Annotated in this window: 18 protein-coding genes; 6 read left to right on the top strand and 12 right to left on the bottom strand. The window is 28.1% G+C overall.

The window, feature by feature from the left end; all coding sequences use genetic code 11:
- The first annotated feature begins 118 nt into the window (after window positions 1-118).
- From AZI32_RS11815 to AZI32_RS11805, 3 genes are all read left to right on the top strand, one after another.
- Complete coding sequence (locus tag AZI32_RS11815) at window positions 119-1,000, top strand: polysaccharide deacetylase family protein (RefSeq protein ID WP_061996036.1); 882 nt, start codon at window positions 119-121, stop codon at window positions 998-1,000.
- Window positions 1,001-1,045: 45 nt separating this feature from the next.
- Window positions 1,046-2,395, top strand: coding sequence for a CCA tRNA nucleotidyltransferase (locus tag AZI32_RS11810; RefSeq protein ID WP_061996035.1), 1,350 nt, complete (start codon window positions 1,046-1,048; stop codon window positions 2,393-2,395).
- 195 nt (window positions 2,396-2,590) lie between these two features.
- On the top strand, window positions 2,591-2,851 hold the full coding sequence (locus AZI32_RS11805; protein WP_061996034.1) for a DUF1292 domain-containing protein: 261 nt from the start codon (window positions 2,591-2,593) through the stop codon (window positions 2,849-2,851).
- A 49-nt stretch (window positions 2,852-2,900) separates the two neighbouring features.
- On the opposite strand, the gene pdaA is transcribed toward AZI32_RS11805, so the two are convergent.
- The 11 genes from pdaA to rsxC all read right to left on the bottom strand — a co-directional run bounded on the left by pdaA (window position 2,901) and on the right by rsxC (window position 14,522).
- Window positions 2,901-3,800: a delta-lactam-biosynthetic de-N-acetylase gene (pdaA, locus tag AZI32_RS11800; protein ID WP_061996033.1), complete on the bottom strand. Its 900-nt coding sequence runs from the start codon at window positions 3,798-3,800 to the stop codon at window positions 2,901-2,903.
- 179 nt (window positions 3,801-3,979) lie between these two features.
- Window positions 3,980-5,467 (bottom strand): Na+/H+ antiporter NhaC family protein, encoded by a 1,488-nt coding sequence (locus tag AZI32_RS11795; protein WP_082761231.1) that lies wholly within the window; start codon window positions 5,465-5,467, stop codon window positions 3,980-3,982.
- Between the two features lie 367 nt (window positions 5,468-5,834).
- Window positions 5,835-7,337, bottom strand: coding sequence for a Na+/H+ antiporter NhaC family protein (locus AZI32_RS11790; RefSeq protein ID WP_157450898.1), 1,503 nt, complete (start codon window positions 7,335-7,337; stop codon window positions 5,835-5,837).
- A 709-nt stretch (window positions 7,338-8,046) separates the two neighbouring features.
- Window positions 8,047-8,715, bottom strand: a complete 669-nt coding sequence (gene deoC / locus AZI32_RS11785) for a deoxyribose-phosphate aldolase (RefSeq protein WP_061996031.1) — start codon at window positions 8,713-8,715, stop codon at window positions 8,047-8,049.
- 175 nt (window positions 8,716-8,890) lie between these two features.
- On the bottom strand, window positions 8,891-9,310 hold the full coding sequence (locus tag AZI32_RS11780) for a SoxR reducing system RseC family protein (RefSeq protein WP_061996030.1): 420 nt from the start codon (window positions 9,308-9,310) through the stop codon (window positions 8,891-8,893).
- Between the two features lie 310 nt (window positions 9,311-9,620).
- Window positions 9,621-10,460, bottom strand: coding sequence for an RnfABCDGE type electron transport complex subunit B (locus AZI32_RS11775; protein WP_061996029.1), 840 nt, complete (start codon window positions 10,458-10,460; stop codon window positions 9,621-9,623).
- A gap of 12 nt (window positions 10,461-10,472) precedes the next feature.
- The gene (gene rsxA / locus AZI32_RS11770; RefSeq protein WP_061996028.1) at window positions 10,473-11,048 is read right to left on the bottom strand and encodes an electron transport complex subunit RsxA; all 576 of its coding nucleotides are present in this window, start codon (window positions 11,046-11,048) and stop codon (window positions 10,473-10,475) included.
- A gap of 19 nt (window positions 11,049-11,067) precedes the next feature.
- Entirely contained in the window at window positions 11,068-11,685 is a 618-nt protein-coding gene (locus AZI32_RS11765; RefSeq protein ID WP_010296115.1) for an electron transport complex subunit E, read from the bottom strand.
- 2 nt (window positions 11,686-11,687) lie between these two features.
- Entirely contained in the window at window positions 11,688-12,248 is a 561-nt protein-coding gene (locus tag AZI32_RS11760) for an RnfABCDGE type electron transport complex subunit G (RefSeq protein ID WP_061996027.1), read from the bottom strand.
- Window positions 12,249-13,190 (bottom strand): RnfABCDGE type electron transport complex subunit D, encoded by a 942-nt coding sequence (locus AZI32_RS11755; RefSeq protein ID WP_061996026.1) that lies wholly within the window; start codon window positions 13,188-13,190, stop codon window positions 12,249-12,251. It lies immediately after the preceding gene.
- Window positions 13,191-13,205: 15 nt separating this feature from the next.
- Entirely contained in the window at window positions 13,206-14,522 is a 1,317-nt protein-coding gene (gene rsxC / locus AZI32_RS11750; RefSeq protein WP_061996025.1) for an electron transport complex subunit RsxC, read from the bottom strand.
- A gap of 1,081 nt (window positions 14,523-15,603) precedes the next feature.
- Here rsxC and AZI32_RS11745 point away from each other — a divergent pair.
- The 3 genes from AZI32_RS11745 (at window position 15,604) to AZI32_RS11735 (ending at window position 19,231) form a co-directional block, all read left to right on the top strand.
- A complete protein-coding gene (locus tag AZI32_RS11745; RefSeq protein WP_061996024.1) occupies window positions 15,604-16,701 on the top strand; it encodes a PfkB family carbohydrate kinase in 1,098 nt (365 codons plus the stop codon).
- A 53-nt stretch (window positions 16,702-16,754) separates the two neighbouring features.
- Window positions 16,755-17,672 carry a pseudouridine-5'-phosphate glycosidase gene (locus tag AZI32_RS11740; RefSeq protein WP_061996023.1) on the top strand — a complete coding sequence of 306 codons (918 nt, stop codon included), beginning with the start codon at window positions 16,755-16,757 and terminating at the stop codon, window positions 17,670-17,672.
- A 197-nt stretch (window positions 17,673-17,869) separates the two neighbouring features.
- On the top strand, window positions 17,870-19,231 hold the full coding sequence (locus AZI32_RS11735) for an MATE family efflux transporter (protein WP_061996022.1): 1,362 nt from the start codon (window positions 17,870-17,872) through the stop codon (window positions 19,229-19,231).
- Window positions 19,232-19,396: 165 nt separating this feature from the next.
- On the opposite strand, the gene AZI32_RS11730 is transcribed toward AZI32_RS11735, so the two are convergent.
- Window positions 19,397-19,624: a DUF378 domain-containing protein gene (locus AZI32_RS11730; protein ID WP_061996021.1), complete on the bottom strand. Its 228-nt coding sequence runs from the start codon at window positions 19,622-19,624 to the stop codon at window positions 19,397-19,399.
- Window positions 19,625-19,630: the final 6 nt, after the last annotated feature.

The raw sequence follows: 19,630 nt of genomic DNA, 5'->3' as shown, positions 1-19,630 counted from the left end.
ATTCTTAGGTAACTTTTTATATTATTAAGCATATATGAAAAGAATAAATTAATATAAATTAGGTAAACTAAAAAAGAATATTTAATATACAAAATAAAAATTGAAAAGAAGGGATTATATGAGAAGAAAAGATTATAATATTTTAATTATTGCTATAGCATTTTTAGTAACTTTATTTGGAATAATAAATTATAAAAATTTAGATGAAAAAAGGTTGAAAACCACTAAAGTTTTTAATAATGATTTATATAAATATAATAAAGAGATATGTAAACCTAAAAATAGCAAAGAAATTATACAAGCTATAAAAGCAAAGGATGAGGACAGAGCTGTTTCATATTATATGTGCAATGAAAAGGATGAAAAAATTGTATATCTAACTTTTGATGATGGTCCAAGTGATAATACATCTAAAATATTAGATATATTAGATAAATATGATGCTAAAGCTACATTTTTTGTTATTGGTCACGAGGATGAACCATCTATAAACACATATAATGATATAATAAAAAGAGGTCATACTATAGGTAATCATACTTATAGTCATAATTATAAATATATTTATAACTCTGTTGAAAATTTTTCTCAGGATTTCGATAAAATGCAATGTTTTATTAAAGATAAATGTGATTACGATATAGAAATAGCTAGGTTTCCAGGAGGAAGCAATAATACGGTTAGTAATAGATATCATAATGATATAATGATAGACCTTAGTAAATGTTTAATAGATAAAAATATAACATATTTTGATTGGAATGTTGATTCTGGTGATGCTAATGGAACTACAATGGATGTAGATTACATAATTAAAAGAACTTTAGAAGGAGCAAGAAAATTTGATTCTCCAATAATATTAATGCATGATGCACCTACGAAAAAAACAACAGTATATGCATTATCCTACATAATAGAAACCCTTAAAAATGAAGGGTATGAATTTAGGGCTTTAAATTGTGATGAATATGTAATACAATTTTTAAGAGCAAAATATTAGTAAATAATCAGTAATAAAATATATAGTTATTGATTAATAGGGGGGATTTTTTTGTTTTTACCTAAAGATGTAGAATTTATAATAGACACTTTATATAAAAAAGGATATGAGGCTTTTGTTGTAGGCGGTTGTGTTAGGGATGATATTTTAGGGAAAAAACCTAATGATTATGATATAACCACTAGTGCTAAACCTAATAAAGTGAAAGAAATTTTTCAGAGTTTAAAATTAAAAGTTATAGAAACTGGTATTCAGCATGGAACAATTACTTTAGTTTTAAATAATATTAATTATGAAATTACAACTTATAGAATTGAAGGGGATTATTTAGATAATAGAAGACCTAGTAAGGTATTCTTTACAGAAAATTTGAAAGAAGATTTAAAAAGAAGAGATTTCACGATAAATGCAATGGCTTATAATAATTATGTTGGATTAGTAGATTTTTTTCATGGTAGAGAAGATTTAAATAAAGGTATAATAAGATCTATTGGTAATGCAAATGATCGTTTTGATGAAGATGGGCTTAGAATGTTAAGGGCAATTAGATTTAGCACCCAGCTAAATTTTAAAATAGAAGAGAAAACTAAGGATGCTATATTGAGTAGAAGCTCATTAATAAAAAATATAAGTATAGAAAGAATTATAGAAGAATTAAAGAAAATTTTAATAAGTGCTATACCATCTAAAGGGATAAATGAATTAGTTAACTTAAAACTAATGGAATATATTATACCAGAGATAATAAATCTTGTAGGGTTTAATCAACAAAGCAAATATCATGATAAAGACATTTATTATCATACTATGGAAGTGTTAGATAATGTAGAAAATAATATTTCTTTGAGATTAGCAGCATTACTTCATGATATAGGTAAGCCTAATACATTTACTTTAGATGAAAAAGGTGGACATTTCTATTTTCATGAGGCTGAGGGAGCAAAGATTTGTAAAAGTATATTAGAAAGGTTAAAATTTGATAATAAAATTAAAGAAACAGTAGTAATTTTAGTGAAAAATCACATGAGAGTTATAAAAGGGAATAATAAATATAAGATTAAGAAATATATAAATGAAGTTGGACAAGAAAATCTAAATTTAATTTTTTCACTAATGATAGCAGATAGGTTAGCATCACATAAAGATTATAGAGGATATGATGACATCTTAAATATGAAAAGTATGTGTAATAAAATTATAACATCAAATGAACCGCTTAAAGTTAAGGATTTACAGATAACAGGAGACGATATTATACAATGTGGTATAAAGCCAGGAAAAGAAATAGGAAATATTTTAAATAATCTTTTAGAAAAGGTTTTAAAGGATCCTTCATTGAATGAAAAAAACATATTAATTAATGAAATATTGGTTTATACAAATAATAATAAGTAGATAGAGGATTTAACATAATTGTAATAAACTCGTTGTTAAATAAATACTAATAGTATATAATTGTTACTATGATTTAAAAAGAAAGTTAGGCATGAAAAAGTAATAGAAGGTTATAGAATCTATAAGTGATTTAATCTATTATTTCATTGAAATTGTCTTATATTCAAATTATATATACATAAAGGAGAAATAAAAATGGAATTAAAAAAGAAAATGAAATTCATAGACCCAGAGACAAAGGAAGTTGTGGAATTAGAAGAGGTAGATAGAATAGAATTAAATGGCAATACATATTTATTATTAGCGCCACTAGACAACTCAGATGACGCCTACATATATAAAATTGTAAATATGGAAGGTGAGAAATACGAGCTTACTGAAGTTGAAGATGAAAAAGAATTTGAAGCTGTAGTAGCTGAATATGATAGATTATTTGATGAAGAAATGAACGAATAATAAAAAAGATGCCTAGGAAAATGAATAAACATTTTTAGGCATCTTTTTTTTATTCTAAAAGTTCAAAAGTATAACCTTGTTGTTTTGCTTCTTTTATAACGTCTCCTAAAATTTCATTATTTGTTTTAGAGACAGCATGTATAAGCATTATAGAACCATTATGTAAACCATCTAAAATTTTTTTCTTTGCTTTTTCAGGTTCAGGTTGATTATTAATATCCCAATCATGATAAGCAAAACTCCAAAATACAGTTTTATAACCTAAATTTTTAGTCATAGCTAAACTACGTTGTGAATATTTGCCCATCGGTGGTCTGAAAAATTTAGGCATTTCAGTTCCTGTAATTTCAGTAAATAACTCTTCTACATCAGTAAACTCTTTATTGAATTTACTTTCATCAGTGGCTACTTCAGGCATAGAAGGGTGATGGTTAGAGTGGTTTCCAACAATATGACCTTCATCTACCATTCTTTTTATGATATCTTGATTATCTCTGATATAAGGTAAGGTAACAAAAAAGATTGCTTTTACATCATTTTCTTTTAAAGTATCAAGAATTTTATCAGTATAACCATTTTCATAACCTTCATCAAAGGTTAAATATAAAACTTTTTTAGAAGTATCTCCAAGGCAGTGTGCATCATAATCTTCGAATTTGAAAGATAATTTATCATTCAGACGTGGAGCTTCATGATTTCCATTGGGAACAAACCACCAGTCAATACAGGTGTTATCTACATTAGTATCCATATTTTCAGCTTTTTTTTCTTTTTTCTCAAGTGGTTTATTATTTTTATCCTTTTCTGCTTTTATGGTTTGCATTACCATTTCATATTTTTCATTATTCTCAGGTAAGTATTGTTTACAGTATGAAAAATATGAAAAAGCACAAGAACCAATAACTGCAACTGAAAGGGTAAGTGGCAGTAATTTACTTATTTTTTTCATTTAAGTACTCTCCTTTCTACACAATATAATATTAGTTTACACAGATTTAAAGAATTTTATTACAATGAGAAAATATTAAGCTTTTACAAGTAGAAAGTAGAGTATAGTTTATTTTTTATATAAAAAGGTACTTGAACTTCTAATTTCAAGTACCTTTTTAAAAATATTATATTAAAATTTTAATTTATTGAAATTGAATTATCATTATTCAATGATTTTTTTTTAAGTTTAACTTCAGGTTCACGTGGTAATTTAAATAATGGTATAAATCTATCAAGGCCAGTAAGAGTAAGTAAAAGTATAGAGAATACTGCAACAAAGGCCATAATATTATATTTTATAAAATCAGTTGCTGCAAATTGACGAAGAGGATATACAGCAGATGCTATGCCGGCATAAAAAGTTAAATATACATGCCATGGCAGTAGTTGAGATCCAAAAACTCCTAATGCATCAGAAAAAGTTGCATTTCTTAAACGAAGCTTGTACATAGCTTCATCATCACCTTCAACATTTTCTTCAACTAATTCTTTAATAATAGGTCCAATAGTAACTATTTGTGCCATTTCATCTGCAAGAAGTGCATTACCAGCTATAGAAAGCACACCATTCCAGAACATAAGTTGGCGTACGTTTCTTGAAAATAAAACTACAAGCCTTGATAAAGGTTCAAAGGCTTTCATTTTAGCCATTATACCACCGAAAGCACCAACCCACATCATCATTACAATAACCCAACTACCAGCTTCAGCAAATCCACCTTGAACTAAAGCTAAGAAGTCTGTTAAATTTGTAGTTCCAGCAAATGTTCCTAATATTAAAGAGGATATAATACCTATAGATAAACAAGCAAGTGTTGGAATACCTTTAACAGCTGCTGCTATAACAAGAATTAATGGTATTATCATATAATATGGAACTCCAGATTTAACTTGGTTTAGTAAATCTACAGCTTCTGGTTTTTGTGCTTCTAAAACACCCCAAACTTCCTTAGGAATTGCATCTATAGCAGCACTTCCTGAAGATACAGTTGTAGGTAATTTTAATGAAATTATATAAAATAAGATTGCTGTTACAACTAAACAGCTTAAAGACCAAACCCCTTGATGTTTAATTCTATCAATAACTTCAACATTTTGTATACCTGAACTAACAACAGTAGTATCAGATATAAGCCCAATATTATCACCAAAACAAGAACCACCGGCTATAGCTGCCACTGTTATAAGTATATTACCATCAACAATGTGAGAAAGCCATAAAAATATAGGAGCACAGGCTGCAAAAGTTCCCCAAGAAGTACCTGTAGCAATTGAAAGTATTGCAGTAACTAAAAATCCTGTAGCAGCAACAGTTCTAGCAGTAAGACCAAGTTCTAATGCTAAGTTAACTATTGATGCACCAACACCAGTAGACATAAATGCAGACGCCATAGCGTAGGCAAACATTAAAATAAAGAAAACAAGTTGCATTGATTTTACATTATCTACAGCACAATCAACAAGTTCATCAAATTTAACTTTTTCTGTTATTGTGGCAATTATAGCTGCATAAAGAGTTGAAAGCGGTGCTGCCATTAAGGCATCCATTTTCATCATCATTAAACCAGCTAAAAGAAATACTGGAGATAATTTTAAAAAACCAATTATAATTTTTTTAAAAGTCAATATAAACTCCCCCTTTTTATAACGTCAAAGTTTGGTTAAAGCGTATGTTTGTTTTAGAATTAAAAGCAGAGTTAAGATATTTCATATATTTTATGTTAAATATATATGAATATTTATAAACTATTAATTTAATGCTAAAACAAGGTTTGGTTATAAGTAGATTATAATGCCATACAAAAAATAATTCAATATCTTTAGAAAATTCTAACAATTTGTTAATAAAGTTATAAACCTATAATTAATAGGAGAGATTTATGTTGAAAGTGAATTTTTATATGTAATTTTATAATGAAATAAGAGAGAAAAGTTATATATTAAAATAATAAAAAAGCTAGCATTTATATAATGCTAGCTCTACATACATATATTATGAAGTTGCTTCTAACTCATTGTTATAATTGTCATCTGTAGAAGCAGATTTCTTTTTAAGTCTAACCTGTGGCTCTCTTGGTATACCGAAATAAGGTATAAATCTATCAAGGCCAGTAAGGGTAAGAAGTAATAATGAGAATACTGCAACAAATGCCATTACATTAAATTTTATAAAATCAACTGGTGTAAAAGTATATAATGGATATACGGCATTGGCAATTGCTACATAAAAGCCTAAATAAACATGCCATGGAATTAATTGAGAACCAAAAACTCCTAATGCACTTGAAAAACTAGCATTTCTTAAACGTAATTGATACATATCTTCTTCACTAGCTTCAACATTTTCATCAACTAATTCTTTAATAATAGGTCCAATAGTAACTATTTGTGCCATTTCATCTGCAAGTAATGCATTACCGGCTATAGAAAGTACACCATTCCAGAACATAAGCTGACGTACATTTTTTGAAATATAAACAACTAACTTAGAAATAGGTTCAAAGGCTCTCATTTTAGCCATTATACCACCAAAAGCACCAACCCACATCATCATTACAATTACAGTTTGTCCTGCCTCAGAGAATCCACCTTTTACTAACTCTAAAAATTCAGGTACAGAAGTAGTTCCTGCAAATAATCCTAAGATTAGTGAAGAAATAATTCCTAAGAATAAACAAGATAATGTAGATAAACCTTTTATAGCAGAACCTATAACAAGTATTAAAGGAATTACCATGTATATAGGAACACCTAATTTAACTTGGTTTAATAAGTCTACAGCAGCAGGTCGTTGTTCTTGTAATACACCCCATACTTCTTTAGGAATTGCATCTATAGCTGAAGCTGCATTGGTAGAAGCAACATTTGAAAGTCCAAAATATGCACTTAAGAAATAGAATATTATAGCAGTTATAACTAGACATATAATAGACCAAACACCTTGGTTTTTAAGCCTGTCTATAACTTCTACCTTTTGAATACCTGAACTAACAACGGTACAATCAGATATAAGTCCAATATTGTCACCAAAGCAAGAACCACCTGCAGTGGCAGCAACTGTTAATAAAACATCCCCACCAACTATATGAGAAAGCCATAAGAATATAGGTGCACAAGCGGCAAAAGTACCCCATGACGTTCCAGTAGCAACGGATAAAATACAAGTAACTAAAAAGCTTGTAACAGCAACTGTTCTAGCTGTTAATCCTAATTTTAATGCAACGTTAACTATAGCAGCACCTACGCCAGTAGCCATAAATGCAGCTGCCATAGCATAAGCAAACATAAGTATAAAGAAAACAAGTTGCATAGATTTTACATTTTCAACTGAGCAATCAATAAGTTCATTAAATTTAATTTTTTCTGTAAAGTATGCCATCAATGCTGCCCAGCAAGTTGCAAGTGGAGCAGCGATTAAAACATCCATTCCAGACATCATTAAACCTACAAGAACTCCAACCGGTGAAAGTTTTAAAAGTCCAATTAAAAAAGTCACTATAAATTCCCCCTCTACGTTAACCATTTTATAATGGTAACTAAAAAAATAAAATAATAAATAAAAATTAAAAAAAAGTAGATTTATAAGTTTTTTGAAATAATTTTGTATGTTTAAGTAAATTATAGAATGAAAAAATAAACAATTCAATGTTTTGAGAAAATTCTAATACTTTATTAATAATTTATATACATATATTAAAAAATCTACTTATATATTCAATGAAATTTTAATCGAAATTTAAATTTATTTAAATTTTAAACCTTTTAAATTTATTATATCATATTTTTTTATATATATTTAAAATAAAAAACAATAAAATATATACCAAATCTAATAATATAAGCCATTTGGTTTAAAATTGTCAAGGAAAAACTAGTTTAGTTAAATGAAAATGTAAAAAAATTAACAAAATTAAGATATAAAAAATATAAATTTAACACTTTATTAACGTAATGTTCATAAATAAAGCTTATTTGTTGAAATCTTTTTTTATTATAAATAATAAAGTCAAAATTAACAAGGCATTTTTACAAAAAAATTAAATTACTTTTAACAATGTGTAAAATAAATGAATAACATACAGTTATTTTAAATTGTTGTCAAAATAGATATAATTGCCTATATTTTATAGTAAATATAGGTATTAAAAAATAAAAATGGTGTGTTATTTTTTAATACTTAATAAAATAACACACCATTTAAGATACTAATAATCAGATTTTACAGATTTATCATCATTTACAATTGCAACAGAAGCACTAGCTCCAATTCTATTAGCACCAGCTTCGATAGCATTTAATACATCTTCTTTGGTTCTAACTCCGCCTGATGCTTTAACTCCAACATTTGGACCTACAACTTTTCTCATAAGCTTTAAATCCTCGACATTAGCACCACCAGTACTAAAACCAGTTGAAGTTTTAACAAAATCAGCACCAGCTTCTACAGAAAGCTCACAAGCTTTAATCTTTTCATCATCAGTTAAAAGGCAAGTTTCTATTATAACTTTAACAAGTGCTTTTCCTTTTGCAGTTTCAACAACTTCTTTAATATCATTTAGAACTAAATCATAATTTTTATCCTTTAAGGCTCCTACATTGATAACCATATCAATTTCATTAGCTCCAAGTTCTATAGATCTTGCAGTTTCAAAAGCTTTTGCTTTGGAATCCATAGCACCTAAAGGGAAACCAACAACAGTACAAACTAGAACTCCGGAATCTTTTAATTGTTCCGCAACAAATTTTGTGTAACAAGAGTTAACACATACAGATTTAAATTTATATTCTTTTGCTTCATCACATATTTTTTTTACTTGATCTAATGTAGTATCAGCTTTTAATATAGTGTGATCGATCATTGATGCAATATTCATATTAGTAACCTCCAAAAATTATATATTTAAATAATAATTAATATAACATATTAACTATATAAATATTTATATTATATTAAAAAACAAAAAATATACTTTATTTATACAGTATATTTAAAAATATATTATATACTGTAAAGAAAAATATGTCAATTAAGTATATCTCAAAAAGATATTAATTTTTTTTAATCATTTTAAAATCATAGCTTCCATCTTTAGATTTTTTATTTAATTTTGATGAAAGTAAAAATGAAACTACTAAAAATACTAATCCAATTATAGCGCCAAAAAGTTCATAGTTTGATATATTTAGTGCTTTGAAAGTAAAAACTCCTCCAAACAAACCGATAAGGGTCATTATTGTTGGAAATACATAAGCCCAAAAGGTCATACTAGAAAATGCTTTGTTGTTAACTGAAACAGTTATTGCATCTCCAACATTAGCGTCTAACGTGTTTTGTACAGGAATTATAATAGTATCAGAAGGGCAAGGTGATTTACAACTACCACAATTTCCTCCACATCCAGATTTCTTTATAAAAGCAATTTCAGCAATATCGCCATTGATTCTTTTTACAACACCGTTTTGTTCCATAACTTTCGCCTCCTTAATTTAATATTAAATTAAATATATGTAAAATACAAATACAATTAGTTATAGGGTTCCAAGTTAACTTCTAAAATTATTTATCCACAAAATTGGATACCCGAAATAGTGAGACATGCTCCGAATCACCTAAAATTCAACTTATACATCAAAAACTATCCAATTAGAGAGAGATATATATAAGTTGAATTTTATGTAAAATAAAAGATTTAAATTAAAACCATTAGAGAAGAATACATCTTCTCTAATGGTTTTATAAGTTTTATTATCTAAAATTTTAAGCTTTAATAGTTTCAGTTTATTTAGGTTCTACTTTGTTAGTGTTTGCAGGTTTACGTAAATTTTCAATGCAATGTTTTGGACATTTATTAGCGCATATTCCACAGTTAACACACTTAGAATAATCAATTACAGGTAAATTGTTTACCATAGTAATTGCTTCCTTAGGACAGTTTTTAGCACATAAGCCACAACTAATACATCCTACAGCACAAGCATCCATAACATCTTTTCCTTTATTATTAGAATTACATTGTATACGTACTTTAGATTCTTTAGGTACAAGAGCAATTACACCTTTAGGGCAAGCAGTAACACAAGCGCCACAAGCCACACAGTTTTCTTTGTTAACCTTAGCAATTCCATCTACTATTTCTAAAGCATCAAATTTACAAGCTTTAACACAACTTCCTAAGCCTAAACATCCAAAATCACAAGATTTATCACCTGTACCAGGAGTGTTCATAGCCATATTACAATCTTTTACACCATAGTAAATAGATTTTGTTTTAGCTTTATCACAAGTTCCGTTACATTTAACATAAGCAACTTTTGGATCAGAAGTTTCAACAGATACACCTAAAATCTCAGATATACCAGCAGAAGCTGTAGCACCGCCAGGATTACAAAGATTTGGTTTAACACCATCATTAACAACTGCTTCTGCATAGGCATCACAGCCAGCAAAACCACAAGCACCACAGTTAGCACCAGGTAGACAATTACGAACTTTAGGTATTCTATCATCTACCTCAACTTTAAATTTATCATTAGCATATCCAAGTAATAAACCAAATAAAAGACCGAGGCCTCCAAGGCTTAATACAGGAAATAATATTTCTTTAATTCCAATGTCCATTAAAATGCCTCCTTATATAAGACCACTGAATCCAAAGAATGCTATAGCCATAATTCCTGCTGTAATTAATGCAAGAGGCAATCCTTTGAACGCTTCTGGTATATCGGTATTTTCTTCCATTCTTTCTCTAAGACCTGCAAGTAAAACTATTGCAAGCATATAACCAAGTGCCGCACCGGCAGAATTAACGATAGATTCTATTAAGTTATAGTTATTATCCATGTTTAAAACAGCAATACCTAAAACAGCACAGTTAGTTGTTATAAGTGGTAAGAATATACCTAATGCTTTATAAAGACTAGGATTAGTTTTCTTTACAACTATTTCAACAAATTGAACTAATGCAGCTATAACTAATACGAATGCTAGTGTAGATAAATACCCAATATCAAGAGGTATTAATATACACTTATTAACTATATAAGTAATTGTTGAAGCAAGTATCATAACGAATACAACAGCAAGCCCCATACCTTTAGCAGTTTCAGTTTTTTTAGAAACTCCTAGGAAAGAACATATTCCTAAGAACTTTGATAAGATTACGTTATTAACAAGTAACGCACTTATAAATATTGCAAAAAGTCCCAAAATTATTCACCTCTTTATATTATTTTGAAAGTTTAGATTTTTTAGCACTAGAAATTTTGTATTGATTTAATATGGCTAGTAGTACTCCTAAAGTTATGAAAGCACCAGGTGCAAGAAGCATAATTCCTGCTGGCTCATAAGCTTTTGGTAGCACTTGTAATCCATAAAAAGTTCCAGCTCCTAATATTTCTCTTACAGAAGCTAATACAGTTAATGCTAAAGTAAATCCAAGACCCATACCAATAGCATCAAATATGGAATCAATAACTGTATTTTTGGAAGCATAAGCTTCAGCTCTTCCAAGAATTATACAGTTAACAACTATAAGCGGTATGAATAATCCTAATTCTTTATATAAATCAGGTAAATATCCTTGTACTAAAAATTGAATTAAAGTAACAAAGCTAGCAATAATAACTATAAATGCTGGTATTCTGATTTTATCAGGAATACATTTTCTAAGTAGTGCTATAACTGCATTTGATCCTATAAGAACTGCAGTTGCTGCAAGTCCCATACCAATGGCATTTTTTACGTTGCTTGTAGTAGCCAGGGTAGGACACATAGCTAAAACTTGTATAAAAACAGGGTTTTCAACAATTATACCCGCTTTTAATCTTTCTGTAAGTTTACTCATGATTACTGCGCTCCTTTCAGATTTTCATTAAATAGTTTAACAGCATTATTAACTCCAGCTGTAACAGCTTTAGATGTTATAGTAGCACCAGAGATTGCTAAAACTTTATCATCAGAACCACTTTCTTTATCTACAGATAGTTCAGTCGCTTCTTTATCTTTAAATTGATCTATAAACTCAGGTTCTTTAGCCTTACTACCAAGACCTGGAGTCTCGCTTAGTGATAAAATTTGTACACCTTCAATTTTACCATCTTCAGATATACCAATCATCATATTAATAGGTCCGCCATATCCTTTGCTAGATACATTTATACAGTAGCCAACGTTTTTACCATTTTTAGTTCCAGCTTCAACGCCAAGAATTTCTTCTGTTATTTCAACATCTTTTACAGTTGCAAAATCTTCAGCTTCAGGCAATATAACTTTCATAGCGGCAACTTTTTCTTCTTTTTCTTTAGCTAAAATAGGTCCCATAGTAACTGAATGGGCAACAGATAATATAAGTCCAGCGATTGCTGTAATTATAAGAAGTATTCCACCTAATTTAAAATTTTCTTTCACTTATTTTACCTCCCCAAAAGCACGCGGCTTAACATATTTATCGATTATAGGTACAAACAAGTTCATGATTAGTATTGAATAAGATACACCTTCAGCATATCCACCAAATATACGAATAACTGTAGTTAAAATACCACAACATACACCAAAGATTACTTGTCCTTTTTTAGTCATAGGAGATGTAGTGTAATCTGTAGCCATAAATATTGCACCAATCATTAATCCACCTGAGAACATTTCAATAATTGCTTGGTTAACAGTAAAACTATCTCTACCTATAAATCCTAATATTAATGTAAGAATTAATGTAGTTCCTATATAAGCTACAGGAATATGAAAAGTAATAACTTTTCTATATAATAAATAAGCAAAACCTATAAGTAGTGCTAATGCAGAAATTTCACCAACACAACCACCTACATTACCTAAAAATGCATCTGCAATTGAAGGCATTGAGCCGCCGCCATATTTAGCGATAGCAAGAGGTGTTGCTGTAGAAACTCCATTTAGCGTCCATTCTGTCATATGACCAGGATATGCAGATAATAAGAAAGCTCTACCTAATAGTGCAGGGTTTACTATATTTTGTCCAATTCCTCCAAAGAAGCATTTAACAACTATTATAGAAACAGCACTTCCTATAACACAAATCCAAATAGGAGCAGTTGGTGGAAGGTTATAAGCTAAAAGTATTCCGGTAACAACTGCACTTAAGTCTTTTATAGTAATAGGGCGTTTTGTTATTTTTTGAAATAGATATTCAAAAACTACGCAAGAAACTACACAAGCAATTGTAACTACAAGTGCTCCAATTCCTAAATATATAACTCCTGCAATTAGAGCAGGCATTAAAGCAATAACAACATCTCTCATTATAGTGTTTACAGAGTCCTTAGACTTTATATGAGGAGATGATGATACTGTAAATAACTTTTCAGACATATTTTTTCACCTCAATTATTTACTTTTCTTTCTATTGTTCATTATTACTCGTTTTCCTTCACGACAAGATTGAGTTAAGTGTCTTTTAGCAGGACAAATATAAGAACAAGCACCGCATTCTATACAAGATAGTCCACTATTTTTTTCAAACTCTTCAAACTCTCCTCTTAATACTAAACTATTTAATTTAGATGGTATAAGCCACATAGGACATGCTGTTACACATCTACCACATCTTATACAATTAGATTCTTCAGAAAGATCTGCTTGATCTTTTAAAAGTGCTAATACTCCAGATGTACCTTTAATTGAAGGGACTTCTAATGATATAAGTGACATTCCCATCATTGGTCCACCAGATAAAACCTTAACTGGATCTTCTTTGAATCCACCACAAGCATCTACAAGTTCAGTTAATGAAGTACCAAATTTAACTTGTAAGTTTTTAGGCTCTTTAACTGCCTCACCAGTGATAGTAACAATTCTATCTGTTAGAGGTCTTCCGTTTATAACAACATCACGTATAGCGTAAATTGTCGCTAAATTTTGAACTATACATCCTACATCAGCTGGAAGTTTTCCAGTTGGAACAGCTCTTTTAGTAAGGGCATATATAAGTTGTTTTTCAGCACCTTGTGGATATTTAGTTTTTAAACTTTTTACTTCAATACCTTTATATTCTTCAAGTGCAGATTGAAGAATTGATATTGCATCACTTTTGTTATCTTCTATACCAATATAAATATTAGCATTAGGGAACATATGTTTAATAATTTCTAAGCCTTCTATAATTTCTGCATGTTTTTCAAGCAGTAATCTATAGTCACAAGTTAAATAAGGTTCACATTCAGCACCGTTTATAATAATTGTGTCTATTTCTTGCTTTGGTGAAAGCTTTACATGAGTTGGGAAACATGCTCCTCCAAGTCCTACAATTCCACCTTCGTTTATAATTTTTAGCAGTTCATCTTTTGAAAGTGATTTATAGTCTGCATGAGGAGTGAATTCACATTCTTCATATAAACCATCATTTTCAATTACAATTGACATAATCTTTTTACCGCTAGTATGAAGCATTGGTACAACATTTTTAACTGTACCTGATACACTTGAATGAATTGGAGCGGATACAAAACCTGTAGCCTGTCCAATTTTTTGACCAACTAGAACCCTATCACCCTTTTGTACTATTGGCTCACAAGGTGCACCGATATGTTGGCTCATTGGAAATACTAAGTCTTTTTTAGGTAGTAAAGGTTCAATTGCTTTGTCTTTACTTAGAGTTTTTCCATGTGGTGGATGAATACCACCTTTGAAACTAAAAAGTCCCATAAATAATCCTCCTTTTTGTATTCTGAAAGTTAAAAAAATTAACATTTATAAATTAAATGTATGTATACAATTAAAATTATAAGACAAATTGTGCGATTTGTAAAATATTTAACCTAATATTAAAAATTTAACAAATTTATATAAATTATATAAATTAATGTTCAATATTTTAAAAGAAATATTAGTAATTTTTTTTTAGAAAGAATAGTAGAAAATTTAATATATTTAAAATAAATCTATTAAATTTAAAAGAAAAACACATGATAAATAAAAAAAGAAAAACATTAAAATTCTTACCAAGTCTTTAAAATTCAGTGTAAAGACTATGAAATATGTGGTAAAAATATGAATAATATAGAAAGTAGATGAAAAATGTCGAAAAATACGAAAAGTCTTTAATTTGAATTATAAGCATCATTTTTAATCATAATTTCAAAAAAATATTTTTAAGAAAAATTAAAAAAATATTTTTAAAATTAAAAAAATGTGTAGTAAAATTAACAATCATAGAGAAAAATATATATTATTTGGTAAAAAAGTAGGATGATTTCTAAAAAAATATACTTTAATTTTAAAAAAATATTAATAAAATTATATTAATTTTAAATAACATTAAATAATAAATCTAATTATTAAATAAAAATTTGTCAAAATAATTATTTTTTAATGTAAAAAAATAAATTTGTATGAATATTTATGTAGAATGAAAAGTAAAAATTCTAACATTATTATGTGAAGAAAGTTCAAATTCTATTTATCTATTAAGTTTAAAAAGTTTTTATTTGAATAATATTATAAAAATTAAGTATTTTTTAGGTATTATAAATTTAAAATGAATAATTTAAAGGGAAATTAAAGAATATGTTTTACATAAGATAAAAATTTATGTTTAAAACAATAATAAATTTAACATATAGGACTAATTAATAAAATAGAATATAAATATTTAAAAAAGCAAATTTTAAGTATATAAAGAAAATAAAAAATAGATATTTTTTAGTTGCATTTATAAAAAAAACGTGATATTATTTAAACAAGCTAAACAAATGCTTATAAAGTAAGCAGATATGTAGGTGAAAAGATGACAAAAAGAGAAGAAGAAATATTAAACTTAATAAAAAAGAATCCTTTGATATCTCAAAATCAGTTAAGTGATGTATTAGGAATAACAAGATCTTCCGTAGCTGTACATATAACTAATCTAATAAAGAAAGGTTATATAAAAGGTAAGGGTTACATTGTAAATGATGAAGATTTTGTTGTTGTGATAGGAGGAGCTAATGTAGATATTTTAGGAATAGCCAAGAAAAATTTAATATATAGGGATTCCAATATAGGAAAAATAAAAATGTCATTAGGTGGAGTTGGAAGAAACATTGCTGAAAATTTAGTAAGACTTGGAATTAATACAAAACTTATAACTACTATAGGTGATGATCTTTATGGGACAAAAATACTAAATGAATGTAGAGATTTAGGTATAGATTTAGAAAATAGTTTGATGCTTAAAGGATATAATTCATCTGTATATATGTCTATCTTAGATTCTAAAAATGATATGCATGTTGCTATATCTGAAATGGAGATATTAGATAATATGTCTATAGACTTTATTAAACAAAAGAAAAATATAATAGAGTCTTCTAAAGTAGCTATTATAGATACAAATATACCTAAAGAAGTTATAGAGTATATTGTAAATAATTTTAAAGATACTAAATTCTTTTTAGATACAGTATCTACAGAAAAAAGTAAAAAAGTTAAAGACATAATAGGAAAGTTTCATACAATAAAACCTAATAGGTATGAAGCTGAAATTTTGTCAGGAATAGAAATTAAAAATAAAGAAGACCTAACAAAAGTGAGTGAGTTTTTCTTAAATAAAGGTGTTGAAAGAGTTTTTATATCTTTAGGAGAAGAAGGAACTTACTATAATGACCAAGAGGGTAATGAAAAAATTATTAAACCAAATAAAGTTGAAGTTAAAAATGCTAATGGAGCAGGGGATGCTTTTGTATCTGGTTTAGTTTATTCATATCTTAGAGATTATTCAGTGGAAGATACTATAAATTTTTCAATGGCATGTTCTGCAATGGCGTTAAGTCATGAAAATACTATAAATCCAAATATAAATGCAGAGGATGTTAATTTATTAGTTGAACAAAATAAAAAAAGATAAAAATTATAATTAATTTATAAATGAAAAGGTTTATTTAAAAGGAGTGTAATTTTATGTTAGAAAAATATTTAGAAATAAATGAAGATGTTAAAAAAGCCCTAGAAGAAGGAAAGCCAGTAGTTGCACTAGAATCTACTATAATTTCTCATGGCATGCCGTATCCTAAAAATGTAGAGATGGCTTTAAAAGTAGAACAAATAATAAGAGAAAATGGAGCAGTTCCAGCAACTATAGCTATATTAGGTGGGAAATTAAAAGTTGGATTAACTAAAGATGAAGTTGAATATTTAGGAAAAGCACCTAATGTTATAAAAACAAGTAGAAGAGATATACCTTTTATAGTTGGTAAGAAGCTTGATGGGGCAACAACTGTTGCGTCTACTATGATAATAGCAAATCTTGCAGGTATAAAAGTATTTGCAACAGGTGGAATTGGAGGAGTTCATAGAGGAGCTCAAGAAACTTTTGATATATCAGCAGACCTTGAAGAATTAGGAAATACAAATGTTGCTGTAGTTTGTGCAGGCGCAAAATCTATACTAGATATAGGATTAACTTTAGAATACTTAGAAACTAAAGGAGTTCCAGTTATTGGGTATAAAACAGAGGAATTACCAGCGTTCTATACTGTGAAATCAGGATTTAAAGTAGATTATAAAGTTGAAGATGCGAAAGAATTAGCTGTTGCATTAAAAGCAAAATGGGATTTAAGTTTAAAAGGTGGAGTTGTTGTTGCAAATCCAATTCCAGAAGAATATGCAATGGATTATGACATGATAACGAATGCTATAAATAATGCAGTAAAAGAAGCAGAAGAAAAAGGTATAAAAGGCAAAGAATCAACACCTTTCTTACTTTCAAAAGTAAAAGAAATAACTAAAGGACAAAGTTTAGAAGCTAATATAGAACTTGTTTACAACAATGCTAAACTTGGTGCTGATTTAGCTGTAGAATTAAGTAAATTACAATAATATATAATTAAAATATATAACTAAAATTTATTTTAGTATTAGCTGCCTTTAAATAGAATTTATTTTCTATTTAGAGACAGCTTTTTTATGTGTATTTTGCTAAATAAATAATATTTTTTAAATATATAGTTGAAAATAAAAAAATATGATAATATTCATAATGTAGAAAAAATATAAAAAATAGGTTAAGGAGGAATATGGAAAAGGGAGTTTTACGTGATAAAAGATTTTATAAGAAAATGTTTGCAATAGCTATTCCAGTAATGATTCAAAATTTAATATCATCATCATTAAACATGGTAGATACTATAATGATAGGTAAATTGGGGGAAACACAAATTGCTGCAGTTGGTCTTGCAAATCAGTTCTATTTTTTATTCTCACTATTTATTTTTGGAGTTAATAGTGGATGTTCAATATTTACTGCTCAGTTTTGGGGGAAAAATGATAAAAGTAATATAAGAAAAATATTAGGGATTTGCTTAATTTTAGGATGTGCTGGAGGATTAGTATTTAATGTATTAGCTTTTTTTGCTCCAGAGTTTGTAATGCGATTTTTTACCAAAGATCCATTAGTAATAAAATTAGGTGCAGATTATTTGAAAATAGTAGGATGGAGTTATGTAATAACAGCTATAAGTTATGCTTTTGCTTTTTCTTGCAGAGGTATAGGACAGGCTAAATTACCTATGATAACAAGTGCTATTGCTCTTTTGTGTAATACAGTATTTAATTATATTCTTATATTTGGAGCATTAGGTTTTCCAACTTTGGGAGTTGAAGGGGCAGCTATTGCTACGCTTATTGCAAGAATAATAGAAATGGCACTTATAATAATTGTAATATATAAAAGAAAAGGTCCATTAGTTGGAAAAATAAAAGAATTCTTTGATTTTAATAAAAAATTCTTTTTTGGAGTTGTAAAAACAATGTACCCAGTTGTTATTAATGAACTTTGTTGGTCCTTAGGAATGACTATGTATTCAGTAATATATGCAAGGATAGGAACTGAGGCTGTTGCAACATATCAGATAGCAAGTACTATACAAAATATATTTATAGTAGCTGGGTTTGGACTAGCTAATGCATGCGCAGTTATGATAGGAAATGAAATTGGTGCTGGTAGGGAAGAAAATGCTCAAGTATATGGAAATCGGTTTGTAAAGATTACATTTGTTATTGGTTGTATAACTGGTACACTATTATTTTTAGCAACTACGCCAATAGTAGAGATGTATAATGTTTCACCACAAGTTTTACATGACACTAAAATTATATTACGTGTGTTTAGTTTTATAACACCGTTTAGAATGCTTACAAGCATATTCATAGTAGGAATCTTAAGAAGTGGAGGAGATGTAAAATATTCATTTATATTAGAGATGAGTGGAGTTTGGATAGTTGGAATACCTGTTGCTATAGTATGTGCGCATGTTTTAAAATTACCAATATATTTAGTTGTATCAGTAGTATATATACAGGAAATTTTAAAGGTAATGTTAGCGTTCCCAAGATTTAAATCTAAAAAGTGGATAAGAAATTTAGTAAGTAATATGTAGTAAAAATATTTTAAACCTATTGAATAAATTTAAATAGGAGATTGTTTACCTATATAGTTATATTTAAATAAATAAAAAATTATAATTTGCCTTTAAAAAAAATTGAAATTAGTATAAAATAATGAAGTCTAAACATAATATGTTTAGACTTCATTATTTGTTATGTTAATTTTTACCTTTAATGCATGTTATGGTTAATCTTATTAAATTAACGGCAGCTAGTCCAACTAAAATGTACACTAACCTAGATAAAACTATGCTTAAACTTTCAGGAAAAACTGAAAAAATTGTTGTAACAAGGTTGAAATTAAGTAAACCTATTAATCCCCAATTAAGTCCACCAATTATAAGTAAGATTAAAGAGATTTTGTCTAATAAATTAAAGTGATACATATTATT

This window comes from Clostridium sp. ATCC 25772 (assembly GCF_001573875.1).
Taxonomy (GTDB): Bacteria; Bacillota; Clostridia; order Clostridiales; family Clostridiaceae; genus Clostridium_J; species Clostridium_J senegalense.
Note: the sequence above shows the minus strand (reverse complement) of the source record. Positions and strands in the feature narration are given on the sequence as shown.